General features: G+C 67.3%; 13 protein-coding genes. 6 read left to right on the top strand and 7 right to left on the bottom strand.

Annotated features, from left to right (window positions below; translation table 11 throughout):
* Positions 1-138 precede the first annotated feature (138 nt).
* Positions 139-1437, bottom strand: coding sequence for a crotonyl-CoA carboxylase/reductase (gene ccrA / locus QGV54_RS16545; RefSeq protein ID WP_281019547.1), 1299 nt, complete (start codon positions 1435-1437; stop codon positions 139-141).
* 206 nt (positions 1438-1643) lie between these two features.
* On the opposite strand from ccrA, the gene QGV54_RS16540 reads away from it, so the two are divergent.
* Positions 1644-3650 (top strand): protein meaA, encoded by a 2007-nt coding sequence (locus QGV54_RS16540; RefSeq protein ID WP_281019548.1) that lies wholly within the window; start codon positions 1644-1646, stop codon positions 3648-3650.
* Between the two features lie 18 nt (positions 3651-3668).
* On the opposite strand, the gene QGV54_RS16535 is transcribed toward QGV54_RS16540, so the two are convergent.
* The 3 genes from QGV54_RS16535 to QGV54_RS16525 all read right to left on the bottom strand — a co-directional run bounded on the left by QGV54_RS16535 (position 3669) and on the right by QGV54_RS16525 (position 6429).
* On the bottom strand, positions 3669-4874 hold the full coding sequence (locus QGV54_RS16535) for a CoA transferase (protein WP_281019549.1): 1206 nt from the start codon (positions 4872-4874) through the stop codon (positions 3669-3671).
* Positions 4871-5740, bottom strand: a complete 870-nt coding sequence (locus QGV54_RS16530; protein ID WP_281019550.1) for an enoyl-CoA hydratase/isomerase family protein — start codon at positions 5738-5740, stop codon at positions 4871-4873. Before QGV54_RS16530 ends, QGV54_RS16535 begins: the two co-directional genes overlap by 4 nt.
* A gap of 110 nt (positions 5741-5850) precedes the next feature.
* Positions 5851-6429, bottom strand: coding sequence for an NAD(P)H-dependent oxidoreductase (locus tag QGV54_RS16525; RefSeq protein ID WP_281019551.1), 579 nt, complete (start codon positions 6427-6429; stop codon positions 5851-5853).
* A 179-nt stretch (positions 6430-6608) separates the two neighbouring features.
* Between QGV54_RS16525 and QGV54_RS16520 the strand changes: the two genes are divergently transcribed.
* Positions 6609-7010, top strand: coding sequence for an MAPEG family protein (locus QGV54_RS16520; protein WP_281019552.1), 402 nt, complete (start codon positions 6609-6611; stop codon positions 7008-7010).
* A gap of 13 nt (positions 7011-7023) precedes the next feature.
* Here the strand turns inward: QGV54_RS16520 and QGV54_RS16515 are convergent, their stop codons facing one another.
* Together QGV54_RS16515 and cobA are read right to left on the bottom strand one after the other, a co-directional pair.
* Positions 7024-8337: a cobyrinate a,c-diamide synthase gene (locus QGV54_RS16515; protein WP_281019553.1), complete on the bottom strand. Its 1314-nt coding sequence runs from the start codon at positions 8335-8337 to the stop codon at positions 7024-7026.
* Entirely contained in the window at positions 8334-9194 is an 861-nt protein-coding gene (cobA, locus tag QGV54_RS16510; RefSeq protein WP_281019554.1) for a uroporphyrinogen-III C-methyltransferase, read from the bottom strand. Before cobA ends, QGV54_RS16515 begins: the two co-directional genes overlap by 4 nt.
* A 164-nt stretch (positions 9195-9358) precedes the next feature.
* On the opposite strand from cobA, the gene QGV54_RS16505 reads away from it, so the two are divergent.
* Both QGV54_RS16505 and QGV54_RS16500 read left to right on the top strand, forming a co-directional pair.
* Positions 9359-10264 carry an NAD(P)-binding domain-containing protein gene (locus tag QGV54_RS16505; protein WP_281019555.1) on the top strand — a complete coding sequence of 302 codons (906 nt, stop codon included), beginning with the start codon at positions 9359-9361 and terminating at the stop codon, positions 10262-10264.
* On the top strand, positions 10261-11850 hold the full coding sequence (locus QGV54_RS16500; RefSeq protein ID WP_281019556.1) for a thiamine pyrophosphate-binding protein: 1590 nt from the start codon (positions 10261-10263) through the stop codon (positions 11848-11850). The genes QGV54_RS16505 and QGV54_RS16500 overlap by 4 nt, the downstream gene beginning before the upstream one ends.
* 19 nt (positions 11851-11869) lie before the next feature.
* Here QGV54_RS16500 and QGV54_RS16495 read toward each other — a convergent pair whose 3' ends face one another.
* A complete protein-coding gene (locus QGV54_RS16495) occupies positions 11870-12964 on the bottom strand; it encodes a zinc-binding alcohol dehydrogenase family protein (protein WP_281019557.1) in 1095 nt (364 codons plus the stop codon).
* A 111-nt stretch (positions 12965-13075) separates the two neighbouring features.
* Here QGV54_RS16495 and QGV54_RS16490 point away from each other — a divergent pair, with 111 nt between their 5' ends.
* Together QGV54_RS16490 and ggt are read left to right on the top strand one after the other, a co-directional pair.
* On the top strand, positions 13076-13861 hold the full coding sequence (locus QGV54_RS16490; RefSeq protein WP_281019558.1) for a helix-turn-helix transcriptional regulator: 786 nt from the start codon (positions 13076-13078) through the stop codon (positions 13859-13861).
* A 127-nt stretch (positions 13862-13988) separates the two neighbouring features.
* Positions 13989-15578, top strand: coding sequence for a gamma-glutamyltransferase (gene ggt / locus QGV54_RS16485; RefSeq protein WP_281019559.1), 1590 nt, complete (start codon positions 13989-13991; stop codon positions 15576-15578).
* Positions 15579-15749 lie beyond the last annotated feature (171 nt).

Raw genomic sequence — 15749 nt, 5'->3', positions numbered from 1 at the left:
AGGCTGCAATGCCGCGCAACGCGACCGGCCTGACGGACATGCCCCTGCGGGGATGCCTGCCAGGCCGGACAGGTTCAGCCGCGTGCCGGTCGCATTGCCGGTCGGCAATGCCTGTCAGCACGTGGCGGACGCGGGGTCTCAGCCGTTGCCGGCCTCGATCGCGTCCTCGATGGTGCGCAGGCCGGGCAGCTTCGACGAGACCAGCACGGCCATGTTGCCGGGCTTGTGCTCGTTCGCCAGCATCTTCATGTGGGCACGCGGAATGTCGTCCCAGGAGAAGACTTCCGACATGCAGGGATCGACGCGGCGTTCGATCACCATCTGGTTGGCCTGGGTGGCCTGCTTCAGATTGGCGAAGTGGCTGCCCTGGATCCGCTTCTGCCGCATCCAGACGAAGCGCGCATCCATGGTCAGGTTGTAGCCGGTGGTCCCGGCGCAGAACACCACCATGCCGCCCCGCTTCACCACGATGCAGGACACGGGGAAGGTGCTCTCGCCCGGATGCTCGAAGACGAAGTCCACGTCATTGCCCTTGCCGGTGATGTCCCAGATCGCCTTGCCGAACTTCCGCATCTCCTTGGTCCAGGCGTGATATTCATCGGAGTTCACGGTCGGCATCTGTCCCCAGCAGTTGAAGTCCTTGCGGTTCAGCACCGCCTTGGCCCCCAGCGACATGACGAACTCGCGCTTGGTCTCGTCGGAGATGACGCCGATGGCGTTGGCACCGGCGGCGGCGCAGAGCTGCACCGCCATGGAGCCGATACCGCCGGAGGCACCCCAGATCAGCACGTTGTCACCGGGACGCAGGATGTGCGGGCGATGGCCGAACAGCATGCGGTAGGACGTGGCGAGCGTCAGCGTGTAGCAGGCGCTCTCCTCCCACGTCAGGTGGCGCGGGCGCGGCATCAGCTGCCGGTCCTGCACGCGGGCGAACTGGGCGAAGGACCCGTCCGGTGTCTCGTAGCCCCAGATGCGCTGCGACGTGGAGAACATCGGGTCGCCGCCATTGCATTCCTCGTCGTCGCCGTCGTCCTGATTGCAATGGACCACGACCTCGTCACCCACCTTCCAGCGCTTCACGCGCGAGCCGACGGCATAGACCACGCCGGAGGCATCGGAACCGGCGATGTGATAGGGCTGCTTGTGGATGTCGAAGGGGGACAGCGGCGTGCCGAGGGAGGCCCAGACGCCGTTGTAGTTGACGCCGGCGGCCATCACCAGGATCAGCACGTCGTGGCTGTCCAGTTCCGGCGTGTCCACGACCTCGCACTGCATGGCGGTGTCGGGATTGCCATGGCGCTCCTTGCGGATCGCCCAGGCGTACATCTTCGGCGGCACATGACCCAGCGGCGGAATCTCGCCCACTTCATAGAGGTCACGGCGATCGCCGTTGTTGGGGTCGATGGGGGTGTTCTCGACTGCCTGCATCTCGGCCATGCTCATTACTCCAATTCTGCGCGACCATGCTCTAACGCGCCCGTTGCCGCGCATCCAGTCAATACGCTGGACCGTTCCGGGGCAACGGGTTTATGTTGCACAGCCGCAAAACGCGTTTTGCAGCGCGGCAAGTGATATGATATTTCCATTGCTGCACGCAAGACGTAATTTTCGTGCGTAGATGATCAATGTGACGGAATAATCTGATGAATGCTGAAACTGGCGCCAACCCTGCGGAAACTGCTGGAGTCAAACGGGACCGGCCCTGGCTGATCCGCACCTATTCCGGTCACAGCTCCGCCCGGGCCTCCAACGAACTCTACCGCACCAACCTCTCGCGCGGTCAGACCGGCCTCTCCGTCGCCTTCGATCTGCCGACCCAGACCGGCCACGACAGCGATCATGCGCTGGCCAAGGGGGAAGTGGGCAAGGTGGGCGTGCCGATCTCGCACATCGGTGACATGCGGGCGCTGTTCGACCAGATCCCGCTGGAGCAGATGAACACCTCCATGACCATCAACGCCACCGCGCCCTGGCTGCTCGCGCTCTATGTCGCCACCGCCGAGGAGCAGGGGGCCGACCGCACGAAGCTGATGGGCACGGTGCAGAACGACATCGTGAAGGAATATCTCTCGCGCGGGACCTACATCTTCCCGCCGGCGCCGAGCCTGAAACTGATCTCCGACGTCATCGGCTTCACGGTGACGGAGATGCCGAAGTGGAACCCGACCAACATCTGCTCCTACCACCTGCAGGAAGCGGGCGCGACGCCGCAGCAGGAACTGGCCTTCGCGCTGGCCACCGCCATTGCCGTGCTGGATACGGTGCGGGATCGCGGCGAGGTCCCGGCGGAGATGTTCGGTGCCGTTGCCGGGCGCATCAGCTTCTTCGTCAATGCCGGCATCCGCTTCATCGAGGAAATGTGCAAGATGCGCGCGTTCGTCGACCTGTGGGACGAACTGCTGGCCGACCGCTACCGGGTGGAGGAGGAGAAGTTCCGTCGTTTCCGCTATGGCGTGCAGGTCAACAGCCTGGGCCTGACGGAGCCGCAGCCGGAGAACAACGTCTACCGCATCCTGATCGAGATGCTGGCCGTGGTGCTGTCGAAGAACGCCCGCGCCCGCGCAGTGCAGTTGCCCGCCTGGAACGAGGCGCTGGGCCTGCCGCGCCCCTGGGACCAGCAGTGGAGCCTGCGCCTGCAGCAGATCGTGGCCTATGAGACCGACCTGCTGGAATATGGCGATATCTTCGACGGCTCCCCCGTGATCGACGCCAAGGTGGAGGCCCTGAAGGCCACGGCGCGGGAGGAACTGGCCACCATCGACAGGCTCGGCGGTGCCCTGGCGGCGGTCGAGAGCGGCTACATGAAGGAAGCCCTGGTGGAGAGCAATGCCCGGCGGGTGCAGGCGATCATGCGCGGCGACATTCCGGTCATCGGCGTCAACCGCTTCACGGAGAGCGCGCCCTCGCCGCTGGCCGATTCGGCGGATGCCATCATGACCGTCGATGATGCGGCGGAGACCGATCAGGTGGCTGCCCTGCAGGCCTGGCGCGAAGGCCGCGACAGCAAGGCGGTGGAGGCCGCGCTGGCGGAGCTGGACCGGGCCGCGCGGGAAGACCGCAACATCATGGAGGCGTCGATTGCCGCCGCGAAGGCGGGCGCCACCACCGGCGAATGGGCCGATACGCTGCGCAAGATCTATGGTGAATACCGCGCACCGACCGGTGTCGGCGGGGCCATCGGCGTTGCCGCCGCCAGCCTGGTGGACGTGCGCAAGCGGGTGGATGAAGTCTCGGCACGGCTGGGGCGCCGGATCAAGATCCTGGTGGGCAAGCCCGGGCTGGACGGCCATTCGAACGGGGCCGAACAGATCGCCGTCGCCGCCCGCGATGCCGGCATGGAAGTGGTCTATGAAGGCATCCGCCTGACCCCGCAGCAGATCATCGATGCGGCGCTGGAGGAGGCAGTGCACCTGGTCGGCCTGTCGATCCTGTCCGGCAGCCACGCCGCCCTCGCCCGCGACGTGCTGGAGGGGCTGCGCGCCGAAGGCCTGGGCGACATCCCTGTCGTCGTCGGCGGCATCATCCCCGAAGCCGACGCCACCACCCTGAAGGCCGCCGGTATCGCCGGTATCTACACCCCGAAGGACTTCGACCTCGCCGCCATCATGGCCGACATCGTCGAGATCGTGGACACGAAGACGGCGGCCTGAGCGGCCACCTGATTCACCCTATCCCACCCAGGGGGAGCGTCCCGCATCCAGGGCTTCGCGGATGGCGTCGCCGTGCTCGTCCGGGGTGGGGGCGCGGCGGGGGGCGACCTTGTTCTGGCCGGAGACCCAGATCGGGGTATCGATGAGGTGGGGCAGCAGCGCGCCTTCATCCGTGTCGCGGATCGCGCCGACGGCCCGCGCCTGCGGGTCTGCGGCTGACTCGTCCGGCGTCAGCACGGGACCGACGGCCAGCCGGGTCTCGCCCAGACGGACCTGCCATTCGGCCCAGTCACGCTGGCGGAAGGCGACGTCGAAGACCGCCGTCAGGGCCACCGCATTCTCGGACCGCGCCTCGACGGTGGCGAAGCGCGGGTCGGTCAGCAGGCCGGGCTGTTCGATGACTTCGGTCAGACGCCGGAAGTCCCGGTCCGGATCCAGCGCGGACATGATGAACCAGCGCCCGTCGCGGGTCTCGTAGTAGTTCACCATCGCGGTCCAGGGGTCGTGGCGCGGGCGCTTGTTCTTCATCTCTGCCCCGGCGAGGGAGGCGGTGGTCAGCACGGCATTGGACCAGAGCCCGTTGGCGATCAGGGAGGTATGGACCTCCCGGCCCCTGCCGGTCATCGTTCGTTCGTACAGGGCCAGCATGACCGCCGCGAACAGGGAGATGCCGGTCGGGTGGTCGCCCTGCCCGGCAACCGAGGTGGCGGGCGGCCCCGCCATGTCGGGGCGCACAAGATGCATCAGCCCGGACCGCGCCCAGTAGGTCGTCAGGTCAAAGCCCGATCCGTCCGCTTCCGGTCCCACCTCCCCCTTGGCGGTCAGGGAGGCATAGATCAGGCGCGGGTTCAGGGCCGACAGGTCATCATAGGTCAGGCGGAACTTGCGCCGCACCGGCAGCGGGTGATTGGTGACGAAGACGTCGGCACTGGCCACCAGCGCGTGCAACCGCTGCTGATCCCGGTCCTGACCCAGGTCCATGGTGATGCCGCGCTTGCTGCGGTTGTCGAGCTGCCAGGCATAGTCGGTATCGGCAACGGGGAAGCCGGGCGTGTCGTTCAGGCGGCGATAGCCGTCACCGGCGGGCGGCTCCACCTTGATCACATCCGCGCCGAAATCGGCCATGACGGTGGCCGCGGTCGGCCCTGCAATCCAGGTCGCGGCGTCGATCACGCGAATGCCGGACAGGATCAGCCTGTCTTCGCCGGGGGCCGTGCCGGTCATCCGGCGTCCCGCGCCTTGTCATCCAGCCAGGCATTGAAGGCGGGGCTGCGGCGTTCCTTGAAGGAGGCGACACCTTCCTGCGCGTCGGGGTGGTGATCCACCACCGCTGTCTTGCCCGCGATGTCGTCCAGCGCCTGCGGCCAGGTCATCTCGGCGGCATTGTAGACGGAGCGTTTCAGCAGCCGCATGGCGACCTGCGGTCCCTCCGCCATCTCCCGCGCCAGCGCCTCGGCCTCCGCCTTCAGGTCCTCCGGCGCGACGGCGCTGCTGACCAGCCCCATCTCCGCCGCCTCCGCCCCGGTGACGATGCGCTTGCGCATCAGGAAGTCCATCGTGCGGCTGAGGCCCAGATGCTGCACCAGCAGGGCCTGCCCGCCCTCGTCCGGCAACAGGGCAAAGCGCAGGGTGGCGCTGCCCATGCGCGCGGTCGTGGCGGCAATGCGGAAGTCGCAGGACAGGGCCAGCGAGAACCCGGTCTGGATCGCGACCCCGTTGATCGCGGCGATGGTGATCTTGTCGATCTGGCGAATGGTGGTGTTCAGCTGCTGCGAGATCCAGCGCAGCCCGTCATAGGTGCCGATGCCGGTGTCGTGGCCCGGCGGGATCAGCGGCACCTCCCCCGCTTCCTCCCGCATGCCGGTGGCATAGCCCTTCAGGTCGTCCCCGGCGGAGAAGGAATCGCCGCTGCCGATGAAGACGATGACGCGCACTGAATCGTCCATCTGCGCATGGGTCAGCGCCTCGATCAGGTCCCGCTTCATGGCCGACGTCATGCCGTTCTTCCGCTCCGGCCGGTTCAGGGTCACCCAGAGGATGCCCGGATCGCTGAGCGAAAGTTCGAAACCCTTGTATGCACCCATCCGCATGGTCGTTCCTCCCCAGGACGTGTTTCCCGGGATGGTAGTCCGATTTGCGTCAGGCGGGAAAGACTCCCCGCGCGCGGGATGGCAGGCGCACGCCGGATTACCGGTCTGACTCAGGCCTGCTTCAGCGCCGCCGCGACGGTCGCGACGCGACTGCCGACCAGTTCGATGGACTTCCGCGCGGCTTCGTCCAGCACGGCGCCGTCGGCGTCGAAGGTCTCCGCGCTGCAGCTCAGCGCCCGCTGCTGCGGCACCACCAGCACACCGATGTTGCCCAGGATCGCGCGCACATGCACCAGCCCGCGCAGGCCGCCCAGCGCGCCGCCGGACCCGGCCACCAGACCGGCGACCTTGCCCTGGAAGGCATGCAGCGGCGGCCGACCCTCGATCGGGCGGGAAATCCAGTCGATGGTGTTCTTCAGCAGCGGCGTGATGGAACTGTTGTATTCCGGGCAGCCGATCAGCAGGCCGTCGTGCGCGTCGAACATGTCCTTCAGCGCGATGACATTCTCGGGGAAGCCGCTGTCCGCCTCCAGATCGCCGTCGTAGATCGGCAGTGGCCAGTCGGCCAGTTCCAGCCAGGTGACCTCCGCGCCGGCGGCCTCCGCACCACGTGCGGCGGCCTGTGCCAGCCTGCGGTTGATGGAATCACGGCGGATGCTTCCGGCGAAGGCGAGGATACGTGCAGTCATGTTCTGTTACCTGTTCCCTGGATCAGATTGCTGGCGGCAAAGGTAGGTCGGTTCACCGGATTTCTCCAGACGCCCGCGCGGGTCGGCTCGCGCCGGTGAAACGCAAGCCTGTTGCGCGCCGCCGCCTTATCGGGGACGGTTGCGCAGGCTGTAGCGGTATTCGCCCAAGGAGAGATGCCATGATCCCGACAATTACCATGCTCTATGCGGGCCTGCTGGGCCTGTTGCTCATCGTGCTGTCGTTCCGCGTCATCGGGTTTCGGCGCAAGACCGGCGTCGGCATCGGTGACGGAGACAGCGAGACCGGTGCGCGCCTGATCCGGGCGCATGGCAACTTCACCGAATATGTTCCGTTCGGCCTGCTGATCCTGCTGCTGCTGGAACTGGCGGGGGAGAACCCGATTGCCCTGCATGTCTTCGGGGCGCTGCTGTTCCTGTCGCGAATCGCGCATGCCAGCGGCCTGTCGAAGGCCTCCGGCACCACGCCCGGACGGTTCGGCGGTGCGCTGGTCACCTTCCTGCTGCTGATCATCGGCTCCGTCTGGCTGATCCTGCGCAGCGTCATGTGGCAGATGGGCTGAGGCCGGACGGTCTTCAGCCTGCCCCTGCCGGTCCGATGAGGTGGGCGAAGCTGCCGCTCACCGAACCGGACGTCCGACCCATGTCGTCGAGCCGTTGCCCCAGGGCGTCGCGGGCCTGAAACAAGGGTGCGCCCGCGCCCTGCTGCAGGACCGTGGCATAGTGGAATTCATGCCCGACCAGATCCTGCGGCCAGGGCAGGTGCCCCGCCTGGGTCAGGCGGCGATAGCCCAGGTGCAGGCGGCGCGCGGCGAAGCTGGTCGAAACGGGCAGCAGTCCGGCCATGCAGTGGGCGTGCCCGTCGCTGTCGGTCAGGCTCTCCCCCAGGACCATGTAGCCACCGCATTCGCCATAAATGGCTTTCCCCGCCCTGGCGGCGCGGCGTAGCCCGTCCATGAAACGGGTGCTCGCGGCCAGACGGCCCGCATGCAGTTCCGGGTACCCGCCGGGCAGCAGGATGAAATCGGCCCCCGTGTCAGGGGACTGATCGGCGAGGGGGGAGAAGGGCAGGATCTCCGCCCCCGCGTCGCGCCAGTGCTGCAGCAGATGCGGATACATGAAACAGAAGGCCGTATCCTGCGCCAGTGCGATCCGCTGGCCCGGCGGCGGCAGCATCTGCGCCGGTGCATCGGGGGGCGGCAGGGGTGTCGCCAGCGCCAGCAGGTCCGCCGACGGCACCGCCGCGTACACGGTCCCGGCCAGCAATGACAGTCGTGTTTCGAGGTCCGGCAGTTCCGCCGCCGGCACCAGTCCCAGATGGCGTGACGGCAGTTCGATACCATTCTGGCGCGGCACCGTTCCCAGCACCGGGATGTCCAGATGTTTCAGGGCCGTCGTCAGGATGTCGGCGTGTCGCGCGCTGCCCACGCGGTTCAGGATCAGGCCGGCGATGCGGGTGTCGCTGCGATGGCGGCTGAAACCCTCCACCAGTGCCGCCACAGACTGCGCCTGACGCGCCACATCGACCACCAGCACCACCGGCAGATCCAGCGCCGCCGCCAGGTCGGCGGTGGAGCCGGTGCCATCCGCACCGCCGTCGAACAGGCCCATCACGCCCTCCACCAGCAGCAGGTCGTGGCCCGCCGCCTGCCGTGCCGCGAGCGCCCGCAGGGTTGCGGCGTCCATGGCCCAGGGATCGAGATTGACGGAGTCCTGTCCCAGGACCGCCGCATGCAATGTCGGGTCGATGTAGTCGGGGCCGCACTTGGCTGCGGCAACCTTCACGCCTGCCTGTTTCAGCGCGCCGAGCAGTCCGGCGGTGAGGCTGGTCTTGCCCGCGCCGGAATGCGGTGCCGCCAGTATCAGCCCGCGCGCCAGGTCCCGGCTCACCCGGACTGCCGGTCGCGCCGACCCAGCCTGTCGGTGATCACGGAGGGGTCGGCGAACTGTCCGTCGATCCAGTTCAGGGCGGATCGCATGCCGACCACCCCGCCGACGACGACCAGCGCCGGGGGCTTCAGCCCCTCCCGCTCCACCGTCGCCGCCGCCTCTGCCAGCGTGGTCTCGACGACCCGCTGTCCGGGCAGTGTCGCGTCGGTGACGATGGCGACCTGTTCACGGTGATCCCGGCCCCCGGCGATCAGGCTGTCGGCGATCTGCGCCAGATGTTTCACCGCCATGTACATGACGATGACGGGGGAGCCCTTCGCGATGGCATGCCAGTCGACCTTCGACGGGGTCAGCCCGTTCTGGTCGTGCCCGGTCAGAAAGGTGACCGACTGGTTCACGTCGCGGTGGGTGACGGGAATGCCGGCATAGGCCAGCCCGCCGACACCTGCCGTCACGCCGGGAATGATGCGGAACGGGATGCCCGCCTCCACCAGTGCCAGCGCCTCTTCACCGCCGCGCCCGAAGACGAAGGGGTCACCCCCCTTCAGCCGCAGCACCCGCTTGCCGGCCTGCGCCAGCGCGATGAGGCGGAGCGTGATGTCACGCTGCTTCGGGGACGGCTTGCCGCCGCGCTTGCCCGCGAACTCGATCAGGGTGCCGGTGCGCGCCCAGCCGAGGATGCGCGAATCGACCAGCGCGTCATAGACGATCACATCCGCCTGCTGCAGCGCCGACAGGGCGTGCAGGGTCAGCAGGCCGGGGTCGCCCGGCCCGGCACCGGCCAGCCAGACCCAGCCGGGCTGAAACACCGGCCAGTCGCCACCGGGTGGCAGGGTGATGTCGTTCGATCGGTCCATGCATTCTTCTAGCACGATGGTCGCGGCAGGGAAGTCTGTCCTGGCGTCACGGACTGCTTTCCCGGCGACCTCGTGTCATGCCCGGAGAAATGCGTGTGGGTGATGACAGGTGCGCCGCTGCGTGCTTCCCTTTCCGTATCTGGATTCGGGGGAGGGTGTCGCGCATGGCGGATCGTATCGGTTTCATCGGACTGGGGGCCATGGGTGGCCCCATGGCGGCCAATCTGGCCCGCAAGGGACACGACATGACCGTCTATGACACGGATATCGCGAAGACCGTGCCACTGGCCGAACTCGGCGCCTCGGTCGCAGGATCGGTGGCGGAACTGACCGCGGCGGTCGATCTGGTGATCACCATGCTGCCCGATTCACCGGATGTGGAGGCGGTGCTGCTCGGCCCCGGCGGCGTGCGGGACAGCGGGCGTCCGGACATGGCCGTGATCGACATGTCGACCATCGCACCCGCCACCACGGATCGGCTGTTCAGCGCCCTGACGGAGGCTGGGATCGGCTTTGCCGACGCGCCGGTGGGGCGGCTGGTGGCACACGCGATCCGGGGTGAATCGCTGTTCATGGTCGGCGCCTCCGGCAATGACTTCGGGCGCGTGAAGCCGGTGCTGGAGGGGATGGGAACCACCATTCACCACTGCGGCGGCCCGGGCAGCGGCATCCGCACCAAGCTGGTCAACAACCTGATCGCCATCTCCGTCTGTCAGGTGAATGCGGAGGCGGTGACGCTGGCGCAGGCCTTCGGGCTGGATATCCGTTCGACCCTGGATGTAATCAACGGCACCACTGCCACCAATGGCCATCTGGTGGGCGCCTGGCCGAACAAGGTGCTGGTGGATGACACCCATCCCGGCTTCCGCATCCGGCTGGCCCACAAGGACGTGGCGCTGGCACTGGACGCGGCGAAGGAGGCGGGAATTCCGATGATCGCCGGTTCCGCCGTGGCGCAGGCGCTGACGGCGGCGAAGGGCACCGCAGGCTTCGGGGAGCGGGACTTCTCGGCGCTGCTGGATTTCGTCTCCGGCATGGCCGGGATCAAGCCGCCCCGGTTCGACACATGACGGCACTGGCGGAGCGGCTGGTCGCGGCGCTGCGGCAGCGCGGCACCCGCCACATCTTCGGCGTGCCCGGCGGTGGCTCCAGCCTCGACCTGATCGAGGCCTGCGGACGTCTGGGTGTCGAATTCGTGCTGACCCGAAGCGAGACCTCCGCCGTGCTGATGGCTGCGGCCTCGGGCGAGCTTTCCGGTGCGCCCGGTGCCGCCCTGACCGGTGTCGGGCCGGGGGCGGCGGCGGCGATGAACGGCATGGCCTATGCCTCGCTGGAGCGGTCGCCGCTGGTGCTGCTGACCGACAGGATCGAGCCGACAGCCGCGCGTCCGACCTGGCATCAGATCTATGACCAGCCTGCCGGGTTCACCCCGGTGTCCAAGGCCGCGCGCTGGATCCGGCCTGACACGGCCCCGGATGAAATCGCCGCGTTGCTGGACCTGCCGACGCAGGAGCCGCAGGGTCCGGTGCATCTGGACATGGTCGCGGCGGAGGCCGGGATCGATGCCCCCGCTGTTCCCCCTGCCGCGACCGTACCTGTTTCAGGCACGGTGCCTGAAAGCCTGAGACAGCGTATCGCCGGGGCCAGGAAGCCGGTGATGATCGTCGGCCTGCAGGTCCGGCACCTGGGCGATGAAACACGTGCCCTTGCCCATGCGCTCCGGGCGGCCTGCCTGACGACCTACAAGGCCAAGGGCGTGATTTCCGATCATGATCCCCTGCTGGTGGCGCAGTTCACCGGCGGCACGGCGGAGGCCGCGGCCCTGTCCGCCGCCGACCTGATCATCATGGTCGGACACGATCCGATCGAGATGATTCCCGGCGTCTGGAGTTACGCGGCACCTGTCGTCGCGCTGTCGACCTGGGACTGGGCGGCGGCGGGGGGCTATCCGAAACCCGAACAGATCGCCGTTGGCGACCTGCGGCAGATGCTGGCCGAAACGACCCCGGCATCGCCCGGCCCCGGATGGGACCATGACGAACTGGCCCGGTTGCGCGCCGCCTATCGCAGCCGCATCGCCTACCCGGATGTCGAGGGAATCTCCCCCGATTTCGTCATTGATGACGTACAGCGCGCCGCTGCCGCGGGCACCCGGCTGACCGTCGATGCCGGGGCGCACATGTTCCCGACCCTGGCGCGCTGGATGGCGGACGAACCATGCGGCGTACTGAAATCGAACGGCCTGTCCACCATGGGCTATGCGCTGCCCGTGGCCATTGCCAGCGCCCTGCACGAACCCGACCGGCCGGTCGTCGCGGTCACCGGTGACGGCGGCATGATGATGTGCCTGCCGGAGCTGGCCACGGCGGCGGAGCACGGGCTGGATATCACCGTCATTGTCCTGAATGACGCCATGCTGAGCCTGATCGACGTCAAGCAGCGCAAGCAGCAGCGCCCGCAGGCCGGTGTCGCATCCCGCCCCGTCGATTTCGCCATGATGGCACAGGCGCTGGGTTGCCACGGGGCCACCGTGCGCAGGTCGGAGGAACTGGCGCGGGTGCTGGAGAGCGCTTCCCGGATCTCCGGCCCGCGACTGATCGACGTGCATATCGATCCCGGCGGCTATGATGCCCAGCTTGATGCCATGCGCGGATGAGGTCGGGCCCGTTGCCCGGTCATCCTGCGCCGGGCTTGAGGATGGTCGTCCTGAACGCCCCGGATTCGCGGCGTTCGGCGGCGTTGGCGACGGCTTCGTTGACCTGGTCCAGTCCGAAGACATCCATTTCCTGACCGCCGATCTGCAACTGACCCGACCGGATCATGCTGGCCAGTGCCTGCGGCGCGTCGCGCGGATACATCCAGACGCCATGGATCGTGATGCAGTTCCGCATGATCCAGTTGTAGCGCAGTTGCAGGGGGGCACCCCCCATCATGTTGATCCCGCCCATCAGAACGACACGGCCGTAGGGCCTGACGGTCATGATGGCCGCGCGTGCCTGTTCGCTGCTCGCCATGGGCGGCAGGATGTCGAAGACGAGATCGATCGGTCCCGGCGCTGCGCGCAACATGGCGGCATGGTCGTCTTCCTCTGTCCCGCTCAGCGCGACGCAGCGCACCCGCGATCCGAACTGCTCCTCCAGGGTCTGCAGGACCTGCCGGTTCCGGCCGGTCGCGATGACACAGCCCGCCCCCATCGCCAGGGCGACCGCCACCGCGGCCCTCCCGAAATTACCTGTAGCGCCACTCACCAGCACGGTCTCGCCAGCTTTCAGCCCGCCCTGCGCCAGACCGCCGTAGGGAACCAGACAGGTGCCGAGCCAGCACCAGGCCGCGGCTTCGGCTTCGGCTATGGGACCGATCGGCACGGCGTTCTCGGTCGGGACCCGGACCTGTTCGGCCCAGGCGCCGTTGCCGTAGTATTCCTGCAGCCGCGAACCGCCCTCGTCTCTCGCACTCAGCCCCTGCAGGGTGATGTCCGGGCTCAGCGCATCATCCCGTGACCGCACGGTCGGATCACAGTAGACCCAGTCCCCGACTGCCAGACGCGTGGCGTCAGGACCCGTCCTCCGCACACGACCGATGGCGCCCGGGCCGGGTATCACCGGCAGTTTCAGGACATACCCCCGCTCACCGCTCAGCACATCCTTCGCATAGGCCAGGACCCGTGTTGCAACCACATCGACGATGACCTCGCCGGTGCCGAGTTCCGGTGTGGGTACCTGTTTGACGACAAGGGGCTGGCCGAATGCTTCCAGGACTGCTGCACGCATGATCGTTCTCCATGTTGCGGTTTCGGGAGCGATCATTTCAGGTGCGGACAGCATTGTTCAGGGATGGTATTATCATAGGACAGACAATGCCATGCAGCGCGGGGAAACCACATGCCGGGAGACAGCAAGACCATCGGCGCGTTCCTGCGGTCCCGCCGCGAGCGCCTGTCGCCGCGGGTGGTCGGCCTGCCGGTGGGGGCGCGACGGCGGACACCGGGGCTGCGGCGGGAGGAAGTGGCCGAACTGGCCGGCATCAGCGTTGACTGGTACGTGCGCCTGGAACAGGGCCGCAGTGTCACCCCGTCGCTGCAGACGGTGAATGCGATCGCCCGGGCCCTGAAGCTGGATCCGATGGAATGCGCGCACTTTCAGGAACTTGCACTGCAGGGCCAGCGGCGACAGTTCGAGCGCGAACAGGTTCCGGCGGAAATCCAGCGCATGATCGACAGGATGAACCTACCCGCATACGTCACCGGGCGCCGGTGGGACCTGCTGGCCTGGAATGACGCTGCGGACGCGTTGCTCGGTCCGTTTGACGCCATCCCGGAGGCGGATCGCAATATCCTGCTGATGATGCTGACGCGGCCCGGGGCGCGCACGCTCTTCGGTGAGGGTTGGGAGGGGGAGGCACGGCGCATGATCGCCCGCTTCCGGGTCACACATGATTTCTGGTCATGGGATCCGGCCTTCGTCGATCTGCTTTCCCGGCTGCGCGAGGGGTGTGCCGAGTTCCCCGGCTGGTGGGAGTCCCATGAACTTCACGACCAGGCCGGGGGCGTCAAGACGCTCAGCCATCCAGGGGCCGGCGCCGTAACCTACGAATTCAACGCGTTCCAGGTGAGCAATGATCCCTCGCTTCGCCTTGCGATCTACACCGCGCTCGAAACGGGGCGCTGACCCCCGGGTCCGTGACCGTCGGACCGGGTGAGTGCCATGCGTGATCGCGGCCATGGCTGGCAAGGCGGCGGAAATTGTGTAGACAGTTCCGGGAACCACAATCGCGGCCCCGAGGGAGTCCCAAGCCATGCGTGATCTGCAACAGCCCGGCCGTTCGGTCGTTCATGCCACCAACGGTGCGGCGGCGACGTCACACCCACTCTCCACCCTGGCGGCGATGGAGATCCTGCAGGCGGGGGGCAATGCCATTGATGCGGCGGTCGCGGCCTGCGCCGTGCAATGTGTGGTGGAGCCCATGTCCACGGGTATCGGCGGCGATTGCTTCGTGCTGCTGCAGAAGGGGGCGCAGGGGCCGGTGATCGGCCTGAACGGTTCCGGCCATGCACCGGAGGGACTGACCGCCGACCATCTGCTGGGGCAGGGGATCAGCCAGATCGGGCTGGAGAGCCCGCATTCGGTGACCGTCCCCGGTGCCGTTGATGCCTGGTGCCGCCTGCTGGACGATCACGGCAGCATGGGCATCGACCGGGTGCTGCAGCGCGCCATCCACTATGCCGCGGAGGGCTTCGCCATCACCCCGCGCGTCTCCGTCGACTGGTCGCGCAACGTCAAACGCCTCAGCGGTGACGCCAATTCCACGGCCCAGTACCTGCGGAACGGCGCAAGCCCGAAGGCCGGCGAGACCTGGAAGTCCCCGGAACTGGCGGAGACGCTGAAGCGCATCGCCGCGCAGGGGCGTGACGGGTTCTATACCGGTCCCGTCGCCGACGATATCGTCAGCTATCTCAACAGCATCGACGCCACCCACACGCTGGATGATTTCATCGCCCAGCGCTGCGAATACGTCGATCCGATCTCCAGCGAATATGCCGGGCGCCAGATCACCGAGATCCCGCCCAACGGCCAGGGCATCACGGCGCTGCTGATGCTCAACATCCTGAAGGGCTATGACCTGTCGGCCTATGGCCCGGTCAGTGTCGAGCGGCTGCATATCGAGGCGGAAGCGACACGTCTGGCCTTTGCCGCCCGCGACCAGCACGTGGCCGATCCGCGCCAGGCCGATGTGCCGGTGGAGATGCTGCTGTCCGGTGAGTTCGCCGATGAACTGAGGAACCGGATCTCGCTCAGCCGTGCCATGCCCGACGACGACCAGGCGACCGGGCCGCAGTATCGCGACACGGTCTATCTGACGGTGGTGGACCGGGACCTGAACTGCGTCTCATTCATCAACTCGATCTATTTCGCCTTCGGATCCTGCAAGACCGCTCCGAAATCGGGCGTGCTGCTGCAGAACCGGGGCGCGGGCTTTGTCGTGAAACCCGGCCACCCCAACTGTGTCGCCCCGCGCAAGCGCCCGATGCACACGATCATCCCCGGCATGGCATTGAAGGACGGGCGCTGCGAGCTTTCCTTCGGCGTCATGGGCGGCGGCTATCAACCGGTCGGCCATGCGCACGTGCTGACCAATATCTTCGACTATGGCATGGACGTGCAGGAAGCCATCGACTGCCCCCGCGCCTTCCATGTCGGCGGCAAGCTGGATGTGGAACGCAGCCTGCCGCGGGACGTGGTGGAGGGCCTGGCCTCCCTCGGCCATGAAACCAACGTGCCGGAGATGCCGTGGGGCGGCGGTCAGGCGATCATGATCGACTATGCCAACGGCACCCTTGCCGCCGGTTCCGATCCCCGCAAGGACGGCATGGCCATGGGGTACTGATGGCGAAGTCGTCCTGATACTCTGACCGTTCCGCTGCCTGACTTGTCTGCTGACCGGGCCTCCCCTCTCCCCCTCCCGGCCACCCACGCAAGTATCCTGAAATGGGTGGCCGGGAGGGGGAGAGGGGAGGCCCGGTCAACGCAAGAGACCCGAGAGGGGTGGCACGGTCCA

This window comes from Minwuia sp. IMCC3060, assembly GCF_029909435.1.
In the GTDB taxonomy this organism is placed as follows: Bacteria; Pseudomonadota; Alphaproteobacteria; order Minwuiales; family Minwuiaceae; genus Minwuia.
The sequence above is the reverse complement of the archived record's forward strand: the minus strand, read 5'-3'. Positions and strand labels throughout refer to the sequence as shown.

Excerpts from the sequence above, each read along its gene's own strand:
- ggt (WP_281019559.1), top strand. The coding sequence starts at position 13,989 with ATGCGTGATCTGCAACAGCCCGGCCGTTCGGTCGTTCATGCCACCAAC.
- QGV54_RS16500 (WP_281019556.1), top strand. The coding sequence starts at position 10,261 with ATGACGGCACTGGCGGAGCGGCTGGTCGCGGCGCTGCGGCAGCGCGGC.
- QGV54_RS16505 (WP_281019555.1), top strand. The coding sequence starts at position 9,359 with ATGGCGGATCGTATCGGTTTCATCGGACTGGGGGCCATGGGTGGCCCC.
- QGV54_RS16535 (WP_281019549.1), bottom strand. The coding sequence starts at position 4,874 with ATGACCGGCACGGCCCCCGGCGAAGACAGGCTGATCCTGTCCGGCATT.
- cobA (WP_281019554.1), bottom strand. The coding sequence starts at position 9,194 with ATGGACCGATCGAACGACATCACCCTGCCACCCGGTGGCGACTGGCCG.
- QGV54_RS16490 (WP_281019558.1), top strand. The coding sequence starts at position 13,076 with ATGCCGGGAGACAGCAAGACCATCGGCGCGTTCCTGCGGTCCCGCCGC.
- QGV54_RS16525 (WP_281019551.1), bottom strand. The coding sequence starts at position 6,429 with ATGACTGCACGTATCCTCGCCTTCGCCGGAAGCATCCGCCGTGATTCC.
- QGV54_RS16540 (WP_281019548.1), top strand. The coding sequence starts at position 1,644 with ATGAATGCTGAAACTGGCGCCAACCCTGCGGAAACTGCTGGAGTCAAA.
- ccrA (WP_281019547.1), bottom strand. The coding sequence starts at position 1,437 with ATGGCCGAGATGCAGGCAGTCGAGAACACCCCCATCGACCCCAACAAC.
- QGV54_RS16520 (WP_281019552.1), top strand. The coding sequence starts at position 6,609 with ATGATCCCGACAATTACCATGCTCTATGCGGGCCTGCTGGGCCTGTTG.
- QGV54_RS16495 (WP_281019557.1), bottom strand. The coding sequence starts at position 12,964 with ATGCGTGCAGCAGTCCTGGAAGCATTCGGCCAGCCCCTTGTCGTCAAA.
- QGV54_RS16530 (WP_281019550.1), bottom strand. The coding sequence starts at position 5,740 with ATGCGGATGGGTGCATACAAGGGTTTCGAACTTTCGCTCAGCGATCCG.